Annotated in this window: 15 protein-coding genes; 11 read left to right on the forward strand and 4 right to left on the reverse strand. The window is 53.8% G+C overall.

All coding sequences use genetic code 11. From position 1 onward, the window contains the following. Nucleotides 1-86: 86 nt before the first annotated feature. The 11 genes from ROA7450_RS03405 to ROA7450_RS03450 all read left to right on the forward strand — a co-directional run bounded on the left by ROA7450_RS03405 (nucleotide 87) and on the right by ROA7450_RS03450 (nucleotide 11,209). Nucleotides 87-656, forward strand: coding sequence for a DUF3305 domain-containing protein (locus tag ROA7450_RS03405; protein WP_085804270.1), 570 nt, complete (start codon nucleotides 87-89; stop codon nucleotides 654-656). After that, nucleotides 653-1,294: a DUF3306 domain-containing protein gene (locus tag ROA7450_RS03410; RefSeq protein WP_085804271.1), complete on the forward strand. Its 642-nt coding sequence runs from the start codon at nucleotides 653-655 to the stop codon at nucleotides 1,292-1,294. Before ROA7450_RS03405 ends, ROA7450_RS03410 begins: the two co-directional genes overlap by 4 nt. Further along, nucleotides 1,291-1,920: a TorD/DmsD family molecular chaperone gene (locus ROA7450_RS03415; protein WP_143534346.1), complete on the forward strand. Its 630-nt coding sequence runs from the start codon at nucleotides 1,291-1,293 to the stop codon at nucleotides 1,918-1,920. Before ROA7450_RS03410 ends, ROA7450_RS03415 begins: the two co-directional genes overlap by 4 nt. 62 nt (nucleotides 1,921-1,982) lie before the next feature. Next, a complete protein-coding gene (locus ROA7450_RS03420) occupies nucleotides 1,983-2,177 on the forward strand; it encodes a twin-arginine translocation pathway signal protein (protein WP_085804272.1) in 195 nt (64 codons plus the stop codon). Nucleotides 2,178-2,289: 112 nt separating this feature from the next. Then, entirely contained in the window at nucleotides 2,290-5,184 is a 2,895-nt protein-coding gene (locus tag ROA7450_RS03425) for a formate dehydrogenase subunit alpha (RefSeq protein ID WP_085804273.1), read from the forward strand. 13 nt (nucleotides 5,185-5,197) lie between these two features. Then, nucleotides 5,198-5,791 carry a formate dehydrogenase FDH3 subunit beta gene (fdh3B, locus tag ROA7450_RS03430; protein WP_085804274.1) on the forward strand — a complete coding sequence of 198 codons (594 nt, stop codon included), beginning with the start codon at nucleotides 5,198-5,200 and terminating at the stop codon, nucleotides 5,789-5,791. 170 nt (nucleotides 5,792-5,961) lie between these two features. Further along, complete coding sequence (locus ROA7450_RS03435) at nucleotides 5,962-7,101, forward strand: AAA family ATPase (protein WP_085804275.1); 1,140 nt, start codon at nucleotides 5,962-5,964, stop codon at nucleotides 7,099-7,101. 39 nt (nucleotides 7,102-7,140) lie between these two features. Further along, nucleotides 7,141-8,349 (forward strand): formate dehydrogenase subunit gamma, encoded by a 1,209-nt coding sequence (locus tag ROA7450_RS03440; protein WP_085804276.1) that lies wholly within the window; start codon nucleotides 7,141-7,143, stop codon nucleotides 8,347-8,349. Beyond that, nucleotides 8,350-9,705 (forward strand): c-type cytochrome, encoded by a 1,356-nt coding sequence (locus tag ROA7450_RS03445; protein ID WP_085804277.1) that lies wholly within the window; start codon nucleotides 8,350-8,352, stop codon nucleotides 9,703-9,705. Continuing rightward, nucleotides 9,702-9,839, forward strand: coding sequence for a hypothetical protein (locus ROA7450_RS20930; protein WP_159453988.1), 138 nt, complete (start codon nucleotides 9,702-9,704; stop codon nucleotides 9,837-9,839). The genes ROA7450_RS03445 and ROA7450_RS20930 overlap by 4 nt, the downstream gene beginning before the upstream one ends. After that, a complete protein-coding gene (locus ROA7450_RS03450; RefSeq protein WP_370738198.1) occupies nucleotides 9,836-11,209 on the forward strand; it encodes a sigma-54-dependent transcriptional regulator in 1,374 nt (457 codons plus the stop codon). Before ROA7450_RS20930 ends, ROA7450_RS03450 begins: the two co-directional genes overlap by 4 nt. A gap of 3 nt (nucleotides 11,210-11,212) precedes the next feature. On the opposite strand, the gene ROA7450_RS03455 is transcribed toward ROA7450_RS03450, so the two are convergent. The 4 genes from ROA7450_RS03455 to ROA7450_RS03470 form a co-directional block, all read right to left on the reverse strand. Beyond that, nucleotides 11,213-11,815 (reverse strand): LysE family translocator, encoded by a 603-nt coding sequence (locus tag ROA7450_RS03455; protein ID WP_085804278.1) that lies wholly within the window; start codon nucleotides 11,813-11,815, stop codon nucleotides 11,213-11,215. A gap of 86 nt (nucleotides 11,816-11,901) precedes the next feature. After that, nucleotides 11,902-12,609: a glutathione S-transferase family protein gene (locus tag ROA7450_RS03460; protein WP_085804279.1), complete on the reverse strand. Its 708-nt coding sequence runs from the start codon at nucleotides 12,607-12,609 to the stop codon at nucleotides 11,902-11,904. 63 nt (nucleotides 12,610-12,672) lie between these two features. Further along, nucleotides 12,673-13,215 (reverse strand): RNA polymerase sigma factor SigZ, encoded by a 543-nt coding sequence (sigZ, locus tag ROA7450_RS03465; protein WP_085804280.1) that lies wholly within the window; start codon nucleotides 13,213-13,215, stop codon nucleotides 12,673-12,675. 3 nt (nucleotides 13,216-13,218) lie between these two features. Then, complete coding sequence (locus ROA7450_RS03470) at nucleotides 13,219-15,177, reverse strand: sensor histidine kinase (RefSeq protein ID WP_085804281.1); 1,959 nt, start codon at nucleotides 15,175-15,177, stop codon at nucleotides 13,219-13,221. Between the last annotated feature and the right edge of the window lie 173 nt (nucleotides 15,178-15,350).

The following is a 15,350-nucleotide window of genomic DNA, read 5'->3' on the forward strand; positions in this document are numbered from 1 at the left end:
GTGTGCGATGGCATGTAAATTCTACTTTGTGCGGTTAATAAACTGGACCAATCTTTGAGTGGGACCAAAGGGGGAATGGATAGACGATGATCCGCAATCCCGAAAAGTATGACGAAATTCCACTGGGGATCGTGGTGCGGCGTACGCCGGGGGTGACGCGCTGGGCGAATTGGACATGGAAAGCTGTGGCCGTATTGCCTGGTGCTGAACCGGCCAATTGGCGTGTGCTACGCCAAGAAGGCGATGTGGTTGAATATCATGTCGCCACGGTCTTACTCGAATTGCACGGCTCCGATACCGAAGCCTATCTTCATGGCCTGTCAGCACAGGTGCCTTCGGTCTTTGCCGTGATGCGACCTGAGGAGGATGAACAACACCCCTTGTCCGTAGCGTTGGTCACCGCCTCTCCTTACGAAGCCCAAGACTATGCTGACAACGGTGAAGATATCGTCGAAAAAATTCCGATGCCTGCGGGACTAGTGTCTTGGATTCAGGCTTTTGCCGAAGCCCATCACGAAGACGAAGTTTTCGTTAAGCGCCGCCGGGACCGCCTGAATGTTGATCGGGTCGAGAATGGCATCGGTGATGCCCGCATTCCTCAGGTGGTGGATGTCTACCGCGCACCTGCATTGGCCAGAAAGGAGCGGTTGCAATGAGCAAACAACAAGATTTCTGGAGTCGACGCAAGGCTGGGGTGCTTAGTGAGCAAGAAGCTTATGCCCGTGCAGAAGAATTGCGCGGTGAGGAGATTAGCGCAGCAATACAAGCTGAAAAATCAGATGAAGACATCCTGACCGAGCTAAATTTGCCTGATCCGGATAGTTTGGAACTTGGAGATGATTTTCGCGCCTTCATGACCAAAGCTGTGCCTGACCGGATCCGTCGGCGCGCTTTACGCAGACTATGGCTAACAAACCCTGCCTTGGCCAACTTGGATGGTTTGATTGATTACGGTGAAGATTTCACTGATAGCGCTACAGTGATCGAAAACCTGCAAACTGCCTATCAGGTCGGTAAGGGTATGATGACCCATGTCGAGGAAATGGCACGAGAGGCGTCGGAGGAAGCTACGCCCGAAGAAAATCTTGCGATCACTGAGGAAGAAAAAGAGCACGAGGGGGGAACCATTCCCGCCGATTCTGCGGTTGTCGAAAACTCCGCTTCAGAGCCCGATGAAATCGCCTCAACCTATGAGAACAGCAAGCCTGACGTAGTTGAAGAAGATTCCACCCCTTCGATGCCGAAACGCCGCATGCAATTTGTCTTTGGGGATGACTTCGGAGCCAGAGCATGAACACACAAGAGGTGACGATGTCCAAGACCGGGGAAGCCACACAGATCGCAACCGAAGATCGTCTGCGCGCCGACCTCTATGATTTTCTGGGGCTAATATTAGCCCGTCCAGCTGACCAAAACCTGCTACAGCAAACTGCTAATCTGACCGGAGATAAAAGTGCACTGGGGACAGCAATTGGCGCCTTGGCGCGGATCGCAAAACACAGCAAGCCACGGGCGGTCGAGAGAGAGTTCAATGCGCTTTTCATTGGCATGGGTCGTGGTGAGTTACTGCCCTATGCAAGCTACTACATGACGGGCTTTTTGAACGAAAAACCACTTGCGGCGCTGCGGCGTGACATGGCGGCGCGCGGTATGACGCGCGCTGCAAACGTTTATGAACCCGAAGATAACGTCGCCTCTTTGATGGAGATGATGGCGGGATTGATCACCGGGCGCTATGGCCGAGCGGCTACGTTGGCGGATCAAAAAGCGTTTTTCGCCAAACACATCAGCCCCTGGGCCGGGCATTTCTTCGCAGATTTAGAAGCAGCTAAAAATTCCGTTCTCTATGCCTCGGTCGGTGCTGTTGGCCGGGTGTTCATGGAGATCGAAGCCGAAGGATTCCGAATGAGCGCGGAATAAACAATTAACCAATGCGATGTCGGGGAGCCTCGATGCAACAAAGAAGAGAAGGAGGAAAGTAAATGACTAAGCAAACGGAAACCACAGCCAGCCGGCGTGATTTCCTCAAACTGGCTGGTGCCGGTGCACCCGCTGCAGTTGCGGCTGCGGTTGCGACTAGTGGCACGACTGCAAAGGCTGCAGAGCCCGACCTGTCATCAGACAAGATGCAGGATACCGTGCACACGCGCGCCTATTTCGACAGCGCCCGGTTTTAAAGCCGGACGAGGTCATCCCTGCTGACGACTGGTTGCGATTGGCCCGACTGATCAGCGGATAAACTTAGTACCCAGCCACCCCGACAAGGGGCGCTAAGGGAGGAGAGAGAAAATGCTTAGGAAAAAGACCAATGGGGTTGCGAGAGGCCCCCGGCGGACAAGTATCCTGTCTGAGGTCGCGGAATCCTCCGTTGACCGCCGCGCGTTTTTGCGTGGCTCTGGCCTGGCCATTGGTGGCCTTGCTGCAATTGGCGCAACGGGCGGGTCTGTGACACGTGCAAATGCGCAAACCGCCGCGACACAGGCGGTTGAAACCGTGAAATCTGTCTGCACACACTGTTCGGTCGGCTGTACTGTTGTGGCCGAAGTCAGCAATGGCGTCTGGGTTGGGCAAGAACCCGGCTGGGATAGCCCTTTCAATTTGGGCTCGCATTGTGCTAAAGGCGCGTCGGTTCGCGAACACGCCCACGGTGAGCGCCGCCTGAAATATCCGATGAAAAAAGAAGGCGGAGAGTGGAAACGCATCAGCTGGGAACAGGCGATCAACGAGATCGGCGACGGCATGATGAAAATCCGCAAAGAAAGTGGACCAGATTCCGTCTATTGGCTGGGCTCTGCCAAGCATAACAATGAACAGGCCTATCTGTTCCGTAAATTCGCCGCTTATTGGGGGACCAACAACGTTGACCACCAAGCGCGGATTTGCCACTCAACCACCGTTGCAGGTGTTGCAAACACATGGGGCTACGGCGCCATGACCAACTCTTACAATGACATTCACAAAAGCCGCGCGATCTTTATCATTGGCGGCAACCCGGCCGAGGCGCATCCTGTGTCGCTGCTGCATGTGTTGCGTGCGAAGGAGCAAAACAACGCGCCACTGATTGTTTGTGATCCACGCTTTACCCGCACGGCGGCCCACGCGGATGAATATGTTCGCTTCCGTCCCGGTACAGACGTGGCACTAATCTGGGGCATCCTGTGGCACATCTTTGAAAACGGATGGGAAGATAAAGAGTTCATTCGCACCCGTGTCTGGGGCATGGACCAGATCCGCGAAGAAGTTGCACAATGGAACCCAGAAGAGGTTGAGCGTGTCACCGGCACACCGGGCCCGCAGCTTGAGCGTGTTGCGCGGACAATGGCCAACAATCGCCCCGGCACCGTGATCTGGTGCATGGGCGGCACACAGCACACCAACGGCAACAACAACACGCGTGCTTACTGCGTGCTGCAGCTTGCGCTGGGCAACATGGGCACCTCGGGTGGTGGTACAAACATCTTCCGCGGCCACGACAACGTGCAGGGTGCAACGGACCTTGGCGTTCTGAGCCATACTTTGCCGGGCTACTATGGTCTGTCTGCTGGCGCTTGGGGCCATTGGGCGCGAGTTTGGGGTGAAGATCCAGAATGGCTGGCGGGACAATTCGACAGCATCAAAGATAAAGAAGGCAAAGACGCCTCCTTGCAGAATCTCAAGGGTATTCCTGTCAGCCGTTGGATCGATGGCGTGCTGGAAGATGCCGAGAACATGGAGCAACCTAATAAGGTGCGTGCCATGGTTCTGTGGGGCCATGCACCCAACTCGCAAACCCGCGGCAAGGAAATGAAAACGGCGATGGAAAAGCTGGATATGCTGGTCGTGGTTGACCCTTATCCAACGGCTTCAGCTGTGATGCATGACCGCACTGATGGGGTTTACCTGTTGCCAGCCTGTACGCAGTTTGAGACGCGTGGTTCTGTTACCGCCTCTAACCGGTCGCTGCAATGGCGTGACCGAGTTGTCGAGCCGCTGTTTGAGAGCCTCCCTGACGAGGTGATCATGGCCAAGTTCGCCAACAAGTTTGGCTGGGCTGACCGGTTCTTCCGTAATATCGAGATGGAAGACGCGGAAACCCCAAATGTCGAAAGCATCACGCATGAGATCAATGCAGGCATGTGGACGGTGGGTTACACCGGACAGTCACCTGAGCGGATCAAACTGCACATGGCGAACCAACACACCTTTGATCGCACGACGCTTCAGGCCATTGGTGGGCCTGCAGATGGCGATTATTACGGTATGCCGTGGCCATGCTGGGGGACGGCGGAGATGGGGCATCCCGGCACGCCGAACCTTTATGACATGTCCAAACCCGTATCCAAAGGTGGCTTGACCTTCCGCGCCCGTTTCGGTGTGGAACGTGATGGTGACAATTTGCTGGCCGAAGGGGTCTACTCTGCGGGGTCGGAAATTCAGGATGGATACCCTGAGTTTACCATGCAGATGCTGATGGACCTTGGCTGGGATGGTGATCTAACGGATGAGGAACGCGCGGCCATTGATGCGGTTGCAGGTCCGAAGACCAACTGGAAAACCGACCTGTCGGGGGGCATCCAGCGGGTTGCGATTAAACATGAGTGCGCGCCATTTGGTAACGCCAAAGCCCGTACCGTTGTTTGGACCTTCCCTGATCCGGTGCCGATCCACCGCGAGCCGCTTTATACGCCGCGTCGCGATCTGGTGGCGGATTATCCGACCTACGAGGACCGTCAGGCCTACCGCCTGCCAACGCTCTATGCATCTATCCAGAAGAACGATTTCTCGCAGGACTATCCAATCATCCTCACATCCGGTCGCTTGGTCGAATACGAGGGTGGTGGCGAAGAAACCCGTTCAAACCCCTGGTTAGCAGAGCTGCAGCAGGACATGTTCGTCGAAATCAATCCACGCGATGCCAATAACCTTGGTGTGAGGGATGGCGCGCAGGTCTGGGTCGAAGGGGCGGAAGGCGCCAAGGTCAAAGTCATGGCCATGGTCACCAACCGAGTGGGTGAAGGCGTGGCCTTCATGCCATTCCACTTTGCCGGGCACATGGAGGGCGTGGATCTGAGGGATAAGTATCCCGAAGGTGCTGATCCCTATGTTCTGGGTGAAGCGGCGAACACCGCGATGACCTACGGCTACGATTCAGTCACGCAGATGCAAGAGTCCAAAGTGTCTCTTTGCAAGATCAGCGCAGCATAAGGAGGAAAGAGATATGGCAAGAGCAAAGTTTCTCTGCGACGCCGAACGCTGCATTGAATGCAACGCCTGTGTTACGGCCTGTAAGAACGAACATGAGGTCCCTTGGGGCATCAACCGCCGCCGGGTTGTTACCATCGAAGATGGCAAACCGGGCGAGCGGTCGATCTCGGTGGCCTGCATGCACTGTTCCGATGCACCCTGTATGGCGGTCTGCCCTGTTGACTGTTTTTATCAGAACGAGGAAGGGGTGGTTCTCCACTCCAAAGACCTCTGCATCGGCTGCGGCTATTGCTTTTACGCGTGTCCCTTTGGGGCGCCGCAATACCCGCAGGCCGGCAACTTCGGCTCTCGCGGCAAGATGGACAAATGTACCTTCTGTGCTGGTGGTCCCGAAGAGAATAACTCCACTACCGAGTTCCAGAAATACGGACGCAACCGGATAGCTGAAGGTAAGCTTCCAATTTGTGCCGAGATGTGCTCGACTAAGGCGCTTTTGGCAGGGGACGGCGATGTCGTGTCGGCCATCTACCGCGAACGCGTCGTGGCGCGTGGATTTGGTTCAGGTGCTTGGGGCTGGGGAACAGCTTACGACCAGAAAGGCGGATGATTTCCGCTCAGACACATGATGCGTGTCTGCAGGAAAGGCGATTGATTTCGCCTTTCCCTGTTTCCCTGAGTGGCGAATACGGTAAAGTATTTTCCAATTCGTACTCTTGGGGAGAGATTAGAAATACGGTAAAGTATATTTATGCTGATACTTTATTGGGAAGTCCTGTAATGCCACATACCGCATTTACGTTTTCACGCACAGAAGATGCCGTTCGATTTGCAGACGCCCTGATGGGTGCCTCTCCATTTTCATTTCGGTCCGGCCTGTTTCTGGCAGGACCCAGACGCACGGGTAAAAGTACCTTCCTGCGTCAGGATCTAATGCCAGAACTGCAGGCACGCGGAGTTCTGACCATCTATACTGACCTCTGGGCAGATCGCGGTGCAGATCCGGCGGATCTGATTGCCGAAACTCTTCGTAAGACCATGGCCAAATTGGCTAACCCCTTGCAAAAGGCTGCTAGCACCGTTGGGGCGGTTAAACTGGCAGGTGTCGAAATCACGCTTGCTGATGTCGGGCAGACAGGCGGCCTAACGCTTGCCGATGCGTTGATACGTATTGGGCAAGCTGCTGGCAAACCCGTGGCCTTGGTCGTGGATGAGGCTCAGCACGCCCTTTCAACGCCGCGCGGAATCGATGCGATGTTCGCACTCAAGGCGGCACGCGATGCAATGAATCAGGGGGAAGTCTCGCAAGTGCCGGCTTTGATGCTGGTCTTTACAGGTTCGCATCGTGACAAGCTTGTCGGTTTGTTGCGCAACAATCGCCAGCCATTCTTTGGGGCCAGTGTTACAGACATGCCGTTGCTAGGGCGGGGCTATGTTTCGGCTTATGTCGAATGGCTGAATGCCTGGCTGGCTTCAACAAATCAGATCGATTCAGATGAGGCCTATGCTGCCTTTGAGCTGCTTGGACACCGCCCGGAACGTTTGGAAGAGGCCTTGCGAGATATTGCTCTGGGTCCGGGAGGCGCGGCTGCGCTGGGCGATACTGTTCTGGGCAAGGCACATGCACTGCGCGATCGGGTATGGGCGGATTATGATAATGACTTTGGCGAGTTGAACAAAACCCAAAAGGCGGTACTAGAAGAGATGGTTGCACAGGGTACGGGATTTCAGCCGTTTGTTGTCGCAACGTTGAACGCGTTTGCCAGGCGGTTGGGACGGAAAGTCACCAAGTCGACCATTCAAAGCGCACTGGCGGAACTCAAAGAAAAGGGGCTCATCTGGCAATCGGGCCGTGGGCAATACGCGCTTGAGGACCAGGGAATGATCCCATGGCTCAAGGCGCGTGGATTGAGGCCGTAAATCATGTCGGGTGATCACCCTCCGATGAAAGGGAAAGTTATGAAACAGATCCTCTGGTCCATTATCCTGTCATTCGGGCTGGTGTTCTCCAGTACGGCCTTTGCACAAGAAGATGATGCCTCGGAACGCGCATCCACGGGTGGAGCGCAAACGCTCGAAGATATCATGGCGCGCCAGCGCGGGGAAAAAATCGATGACAGTTTTCGGCGTGGTGCAACCGGAGACGCTGATAGTGCGGCGGGTATTGCCAATCAGTTGGGCACGCTTGGCGGTGCGTCTGATCCGGAAGTCTGGCGCGCGTTGCGCTATGGTACAGCGGATGTGACCGTTTCCACGGGCGGTGACGAAGCCCGAGTATTGATGCAGGATGGCGGTATGAAATGGCTGCGGTTCCGCGAGGGGCCGCTGGCCACCAATGGGGCATATTTGCTGGGCGGTACACTTCTGGTGCTGGTTCTGTTTTACCTAATCCGTGGTCGTATCAGAGTTGATGGCGAAAAGACCGGGCGCACAGTGACCCGATTTGCCGCGATTGAACGGTTTGGACATTGGTTGATGGCCGGGTCCTTCATTATCTTGGGCATAACTGGGTTGATTTCCCTGTTCGGGCGAAAGGTTCTGATCCCGGCCTTTGGGCACGACTCCTTTTCCACCATCGCTATAGGTTCCAAGTGGATCCACAACAATATTTCGTGGGCCTTCATGCTGGGCCTGGTTATGGTTTTTGTGATGTGGGTCATGCACAATCTACCCAGTCGAAGCGATCTGAAATGGATTGCGCAAGGAGGTGGTTTGTTCAGAAAGGGCGTTCACCCGCCCGCCAGGAAATTCAACGCCGGGCAAAAGCTGATATTTTGGTCAGTGATCATATTTGGTGCGTCAATCTCTGCATCTGGTCTGTCGCTCCTCTTCCCCTATGATCTGCCGATGTTCGCAAAAACATTCAGCGTGCTCAATCAAACAGGTTTGCCGCAGCTCTTTGGCTTTGGCGAATTGCCAAGTGTGCTCGCCCCGCAAGAAGAGATGCAATATGCTCAGATGTGGCACGCGATCATGGCCTTCGTTTTGATGGCGATCATCTTCGCGCACATCTATATCGGCTCTGTCGGGATGGAAGGGGCGATCGACGCCATGACCACCGGCGAAGTCGAAGAGCAATGGGCGCGCGAGCATCACAGTCTTTGGCTGGAAGAGCTTGAAGCCAAGGAATCAGACTTGCCCGAGGGCAAAGCAACTCCAGCCGAATAGATGTGGCGAATTGTCGGCACTTTGGGTGTTTTGCTGTCTGCGACGATGGCGTTCGCCCAAGATTTTAACACGCTCAAGGGGCATGGCGGCCCGGTGATGGACATCGCAATTCATCCTGAAACGGGGCGGGTTGCAACGGCCAGTTTCGATAACTCTGTCGGCTTTTGGGACGGTCGCGAACCTGTATGGTTGGAAGGGCACAGTGCGGCAGTCGTGACGCTAGAATTTGTCGAGAATAAATTCCTAGTGTCCGGTGGAGATGACTTTCAGGTATTGCTCTGGTCTCACCGGCGTTCCGATCCAGTTAAGATCGCGCAACACAAAGGCAAAGTATCCGATATTGCCTATTCGGAGAATACGCGCAGTTTTGCCACAGCAAGCTGGGACGGAACAATTGAGTATCTCAAGGCCAGTGATCTGAATGATGCCACAGAAGTGATTGAAACCTCACAGTTCAGCTCAATGACGTTGACCGGCCATGATGCGGGGGTAAATGCGGTCGCATTTTCAGAACGAGGCGGTTTGTTTTCCGCGTCTTCCGACGGGACAATCCGATATTGGAGTGTTGATGGCTCTGAGATCTCTTCACGGGTGGTGGTTTCAAATGGCTTCGGGATCAATAAAATGGTCCTGAATGATAAGGGCGATTGGCTCGCTTACGGTTCTGTCGACGGGGTCACGCGCGTTGTACATCCAGAGACGGGTGACACGTTGCATGACTTTACGTTGGAGCGTCGTCCGATCCTGTCGATGGCGTATCACGCGAAAACTGCCCAACTCGCAGTGGGAGATGGGTACGGGTACATCATGATCATCGATACCAATGACTGGAGTATCGCCCGCGACTTCCGTGCAATGCGGCGGGGGCCGGTCTGGGCTCTGGCTTTTTCCCCTGATGGCACGCAAATCTATGCCGGTGGTATCGAGGATATTGCCTATGCTTGGCCCGTGACCCTCTTGGAAAAGTTTGACCCGGCGGGCGGAGAAACACGCAGCTTTCTGCAAGATCCCAAGGACATGGCAAACGGCGAACGTCAATTCATGCGCAAATGCTCAATTTGTCATGCGCTGACTGCAGACCCTTCGCGTAAGGCAGGGCCGACCCTTTATAACCTTATGAACCGCCCAGCTGGAACGATTTTGGGTTATAACTATTCTGAAACTTTGAAGAATTCTGATATTGTCTGGTCTGATGAGGCCATCCATGACCTGTTTCGATTAGGGCCAGATCATTTTATCCCGGGGTCTAAAATGCCGATGCAACGCATTACAAAAGTGGAAGACCGACAAGATCTGATCGATTTTTTGCGCCAGGCAGGTGGCGCTGATCCAGCGGCGCAGGAGGATCTGAAGTGAAGACAATGTTCATCGCATTTATCGTTACGGTATTGATCGCGATCATTGCCAGCGGTGTTTTATCCGGGGCAGGTTTGTCCTCGTCTCAGAAAAATGCGGGTGACGCCGTGCGCTTGGACGAGGATGAGCAATGATGCAGCAGATGGCAAAAATGCAGCAGGGAGCAACCGGCGGTGATGACTACGGTGAAAACCTTGAAGCCGCCTCGATCCTTGTGATCGATGATGAGCCAGGCATGCGCAACTTTCTGACCAAGATCCTGACACCGCGCTGTAAGCGGGTCGAACAGGCGCGTTCGGCGATTGAAGCGGTGGCTATTCTGGATCGGGCGCATTTTGACCTGGTCATTCTCGACAATATCATGCCGGAAAAAACCGGGCTTGAATGGCTGTCTGAACAGCGCCGTGTCGGGCTTTTTGCCGATACAATCCTGATTACGGCTTACGCAGACCTAGACACCGCCATTCAGGCCTTGCGCAGCGGCGTGGCTGATTTCGTCCTCAAACCTTTCCGCGCCAATCAGATCCTGAACGCGGTGGCCCGCGCGCTGGATCGCAAACATTTGCGGCGAGAAAACTACCTGCTCAAACATGAGCTTTCAGAGGGAGGCAATGCCGCGCGGGGGCGTCTACTGGGTAACTCTGCTGCTATCCAAAATGTGCGGGATATGCTGACAAGGCTTGCCCCGATGCCGACCTCCGTACTGTTTACGGGCGCGAGTGGTACGGGCAAGGAAATTGCAGCCCGTACCTTGCATGGTCTTTCTGATCGGGCAGACAAACCATTTGTCGCCGTGAATTGTGCGGCCATTTCCGCTGATCGTATTGCGGATGAACTGTTCGGCGTGGTGCAAGGGCAGGACTACCGCAAAGACGGGCTGTTTCTGCATGCCGATGGTGGCACGCTGTTTCTGGACGAGGTGGCGCAATTGCCAGAACAGGTGCAAGCGGCCCTGCTACGTGTTCTCGAGGACCAGCGCATTCGTCCATCTGGTGCGGAACGTGAAATTCCATTGAACTTGCGGTTTTTGTTCGCCACAAATGCTGACTTAGAGCTTGCTGTGGCCGAAGGGCGCTTTCGCGCGGATCTGTATCACCGGATCAACGTAGTTAACATCGCCATGCCGCATCTGCGTGAAAGGTCCGAGGATATCGTTGAACTTGCCACCCAGTTCATGAGTCAAATCTCTCGCTCCCTCGGGATGCCTGCGCTGGAACTGAATGAAGAAGTGTTGCTGAAGCTCAGTCGATATCACTGGCCCGGAAATGTGCGGGAATTGCGCAATCTGGTGGAGCGTTCGGTAATTTTGGGGGCTTTCCCGGAAGAATTTGCCGGACTTGGAACCGTAACGGGAACCGAGGCCATAGAAACACTGGAACTGGTCGAACAACGCCATATCCTGAACGTTCTTGATGCCTGCAACGGAAACCGGGCCGAGGCTGCCCGGCGGCTGGGTGTATCGCGCAAGACAATTGATCGCAAATGCGCTGCATGGGCTGAGTGATTGCTAACGACTGATCAAAAGCTTCATGCCTAGTAATCCCAGAACCCCAGCAGAAACACGATCAATATAGACCTTGGCTCGCAGATACGCCGCGCTGACCGCCTTGGTGCTCATCCCAAGAGCCATGCCGCAATAGAAAACGATCTCAACGAAAAGGTGATTGAGCATTACGAAGACACTCTGCCCCGTGGTCATATCTGATGGAAAAATCACAACCAGCACGGCAGCTGCGAACAACACAGATTTGGGATTCAATAGGTTGATCATGATCCCTTGGCGAAAGGCATGTCTTGCAGGCTGCTCGATGCTTTCAGCCTGGTCGCGCGCGTGTTTCCACATGCTGCAGGCGATATAAATCAGATAAATTGCACCAGCGGTTTTTACGATCACATAGGCCCATGGAAACAACTCGAACACCACTTCAAGCCCCAAGAGCGCGGTGAGCGTCCAGAGCGCAGCCATCAGCCCCAATCCGCACCCGATGGCCATGCCGGCGTTGCGACCAGTAGTCAGGGTTGTTTTTATAGAGACCAACAGTGCCGGCCCCGGGCTGGCAAGGGCTGCAAACAATGCCAGATTGAACGCTATCAGATGTTCGATGGTCATGGTTTACCCTCCACTCGCGCAGGCTGCGCTGGATCGGGTGGAATTGCAACCTGCCCAAAGAAGTTTGAGCAGGTTGCAGGGCAGGCTTATCCACAACAGCCTGCACTTTGTTTGCTGGATCTCGCAGGTGCTTCGTTAAAATTTGCCCCACGACCTAGGAACGTGCGATCAGCCAGGTAGAAGTCAGCAAAGGTGTCTTCAAAGTCTCGGGCAACGGATTTTTCCGCAATCCCAGTGTCCATCAGTGCACTTTGCCATGCTTTCACCTTTGGGAATTCCGCCACAAAGTCATAACCAGACCGGTTATCGATGATCTTGGCGCGGTGCAGCAGAGGAAGCCAAGCGATGTCGACGTTCCCTAGCGATGTCCCACTAAAGAATGGAGCGTCATCAAGTTGTTTTTCTGCCTTTTCAAAGACCTTGTTCAGTTTGGCTTCGCGTTCAGCCAGTGTCTCCTTGTCGGCACTTTGCATGGTCGAGCATTGCACCAGATAGTGTTTGGTTGCCTGATAGCTCCAGGCACGCTCAATCGCACGCTGCTCTGCGCTGATATTTGCAACCAGAGGTGCGGTGACCTCATCAATGTATTCCACGATGGCGTCCGATTCGAATAAGGCGGTCCCGCCTTCGGTCACCAAAACCGGCACTTGGCCAGTGGGGGAGATGTCCAAAAACCACTGTGGCTTGTCGCTCAGTTTGATGAACTCGATTTCATAGAGGACGTTCTTGGCTTCCAGCAACGCGGTCACGCGCTGCACGAAGGGGCAGATTTTGAAACTTACGATTTTGATCATTGGTCTTTCCTTTCTTGGTTTCGCCTGTAAGACGCAGGCCGTTCCAAAAAGACGAAAGATTTTTCAACAATTTTTGCAGTGGTCTGATTTCACGCGATAATCTGAGATGTTTCCCTGCGCATCCAGCGTCAAGTGACAGCAGTTTTCAAACACGGCTTTTAGCTCCGAGCGCGCCCTTTTTAGGCGGGATTTTAGCGTTGAGTAAGAAATGTTGTGTTTGCTGGCATAGTCCTTTTGCGACTGACCTTCAAAATCGATCTGACGTAACATTCGCACAGAATTCAGGGGTAAGGCGGATAGAAAGGGTTCCACGCAACCTTCAAAATCCTGCAAAACCTTTTTTTCATCTTCCAGATACCAAAGGTCGTCAGGATGCACCTTTTTTGATCGGCTCTTGGCGCGGTAGAAATCTACGATGGTATGTTGTGCGATCTGAAACAACCACGCCTGCACCTTGGTTGGATCATCCAATGCGTCCAGCTTGGTGAAGGTTTTGATCGAAATTTCTTGAAGCAGGTCGTCAACATCTGCAGGGTTTGACACCTTGGAATGCAGAAAGGATTTTAACCGGGCTCGATACTGTTGCCAGATTTCTTCAAGTGTCATGATTTATGTCCCTTCCGATTCTGCTGGCAGCCAGACGGTAAATTCAGCCCCGCTATTGGGTCTGTTGCGTACTGAAATCAGACCGCCTGCCGCCTGAATCAAGGTCTGGCTGACCGATAGACCCAAGCCAGTGCCTTCGCCCAGTTTCGTGGTGTAAAACGGGTCAAAGACCGTATTCAGCTTTTCACTAGATATCCCCGGACCTGTGTCGGCAATCATCAGCTCGGCCCCCTCTTTGTTGTCGCGCATTGTGCCCTGAATGGTGATCTGCAACCGGCCTTTGTTCTGCATGGCCTGAACTGCGTTGATGATCAGATTGATCACTACTTGCTGCAATTCACCCGGGTTGATATGGACCGGAGGTACGTCCTGTTGATCGATTTCGACAGCGATCTCTCCTTTGCTGATCACATGATCAACCAAAACCAGACAGTCATTCAATACATCACTAATGTGCACGCTTTCCTCAAATGCTCCAAACTCAGTTGGACGCGCAAATTGCAACAGTTTGCCCACAATTGCGTTGATCCGCCCGACTTGCTGATCGATCAGCCCCAACTCGGTCTGTACCGGTTCTGTACCTTCTTGCAGGACTTCGCGCACGACATCCACATTGCCTTGAATGACTGCCACCGGATTGTTGATTTCATGCGCGACACCAGCGGTAATTTCTCCGATCGAGGCCAGCTTTTCCGACATGACCAACTGTTGATAGGTGCTTTCCAGCTTCTGGTTCGCCTCGCGCAATTCTGCAGTTCGGTCTTCGACGCTCGTGTTTAACTCATCTGCCCAGGACCTGAGCGCCTGGTCACGTTCCTGCACCTGATCGAGCAGTTCATCTAGGTGCGCGGCAACAGTACCTATTTCATCGCGTGCGGGAACGGTTCCGATGCGCGCATCAAGATCACCATCTTCGACGCGCTTCATGGTTTTGGTCATGCGTTCCAGAGGTGAAAAAATCCCACCTGCCAGACGCAAAAACACTGGAACAGTTAAGGCCAACACCAAAACAAAAGAGGCAAAGGTTAGAATGTATGCCCCGCTCTTGATGCTTTGGAATGGTGCCTCCAAAAAGCCGACGTAGAGCATTCCAACGCGGTTTCCAAAGCTGTCGATCAGCGGCAGATAGCCTGAGATGTACCAGTCGTTCACTACGAAGGCACTGGCCAACCAGGTTCGCCCCTCGACCAGTACGGTATGGCGGACAATCGCCGATACGCGTGTGCCCAAAGCGCGTGAGCCCTCGAACAGTCGGACGTTGGTTGATACCCGCACGTCTTCCAAAAACAGCGTGGCGGTGCCTTGGCGTTCGCCACCGTTCACTTGCGGTCGATAGACGAGCGCATTGATGGTGTCGATAAAATCCAGATTACGGTTCAAAAGAATTCCCCCGACCAGAACACCACTCCGTGCTTGGGTGTGAACCGGGGTTGCTGTGTGAACGACCATGCCGCGATCTTCGACGGTACGATCAGTAGGCACCGCAGCCTCTGTTTCGATTAATGGAAAAAGCGCTTGAACCGCGAGGTCGTCTGATAGTTCTGACAGGTCTTTGCCAGAAAAAATATCAATTTCTGTTTTGGGCTGTCCGATAGAAGCACTTTGAACGATGGGCCATTTTTTTGATAATTCAGTGGCTTGAGATGTATCGGCATAATACAGAAAGTCTAGCTTCAAGGCCTTCCGGTGATCTGCCAAAAAACGATCCAGTTCTTCTTGCGATATGCTTGCGATATTGTGAAACTGCGCCGAATTTGCCAGGGCTTCAACATCGTCACCGGTCGTTTTCATGATTTGTTTTAGATACTGCTCGGCAATCCGCAGATCGCTTTCGACATTGGTGATCAGCAGATCGTCATAATTCGCGGACCATCGGCTGACCGCCAGCGCCAACAATAATGGCATCAGCACGACCAAGGGCAGCAAAGCCAGAATAAGCAGGCGCAAGCGAACGGATTTCATCAAAGATCCAGAAATTGAAGTTCAACTTTAATCTAGAGTAGTCAACGCACCTGTGCCAACTCTGTTGACAAGCTTAATAAAATCTTCCCCCTAGCATACCGCCTATGGATCGCCTACCTTCACATCAAGTTCACCTATGCGCGAGAGGGTAATGTCCGAAAGCGGTTTGCAAA

Origin of the sequence: Roseovarius albus (genome assembly GCF_900172335.1) — a bacterium.
GTDB classification, from domain to species: domain Bacteria; phylum Pseudomonadota; class Alphaproteobacteria; order Rhodobacterales; family Rhodobacteraceae; genus Roseovarius; species Roseovarius albus.

Coding starts and splice junctions, on each gene's coding strand:
- ROA7450_RS03445 (WP_085804277.1), top strand. CDS start 8,350: ATGTGGCGAATTGTCGGCACTTTGGGTGTTTTGCTGTCTGCGACGATG.
- ROA7450_RS03405 (WP_085804270.1), top strand. CDS start 87: ATGATCCGCAATCCCGAAAAGTATGACGAAATTCCACTGGGGATCGTG.
- ROA7450_RS03435 (WP_085804275.1), top strand. CDS start 5,962: ATGCCACATACCGCATTTACGTTTTCACGCACAGAAGATGCCGTTCGA.
- ROA7450_RS03450 (WP_370738198.1), top strand. CDS start 9,836: ATGATGCAGCAGATGGCAAAAATGCAGCAGGGAGCAACCGGCGGTGAT.
- ROA7450_RS03460 (WP_085804279.1), bottom strand. CDS start 12,609: ATGATCAAAATCGTAAGTTTCAAAATCTGCCCCTTCGTGCAGCGCGTG.
- ROA7450_RS03455 (WP_085804278.1), bottom strand. CDS start 11,815: ATGACCATCGAACATCTGATAGCGTTCAATCTGGCATTGTTTGCAGCC.
- ROA7450_RS03440 (WP_085804276.1), top strand. CDS start 7,141: ATGAAACAGATCCTCTGGTCCATTATCCTGTCATTCGGGCTGGTGTTC.
- ROA7450_RS03420 (WP_085804272.1), top strand. CDS start 1,983: ATGACTAAGCAAACGGAAACCACAGCCAGCCGGCGTGATTTCCTCAAA.
- fdh3B (WP_085804274.1), top strand. CDS start 5,198: ATGGCAAGAGCAAAGTTTCTCTGCGACGCCGAACGCTGCATTGAATGC.
- ROA7450_RS03415 (WP_143534346.1), top strand. CDS start 1,291: ATGAACACACAAGAGGTGACGATGTCCAAGACCGGGGAAGCCACACAG.
- ROA7450_RS03410 (WP_085804271.1), top strand. CDS start 653: ATGAGCAAACAACAAGATTTCTGGAGTCGACGCAAGGCTGGGGTGCTT.
- ROA7450_RS03425 (WP_085804273.1), top strand. CDS start 2,290: ATGCTTAGGAAAAAGACCAATGGGGTTGCGAGAGGCCCCCGGCGGACA.
- sigZ (WP_085804280.1), bottom strand. CDS start 13,215: ATGACACTTGAAGAAATCTGGCAACAGTATCGAGCCCGGTTAAAATCC.
- ROA7450_RS03470 (WP_085804281.1), bottom strand. CDS start 15,177: ATGAAATCCGTTCGCTTGCGCCTGCTTATTCTGGCTTTGCTGCCCTTG.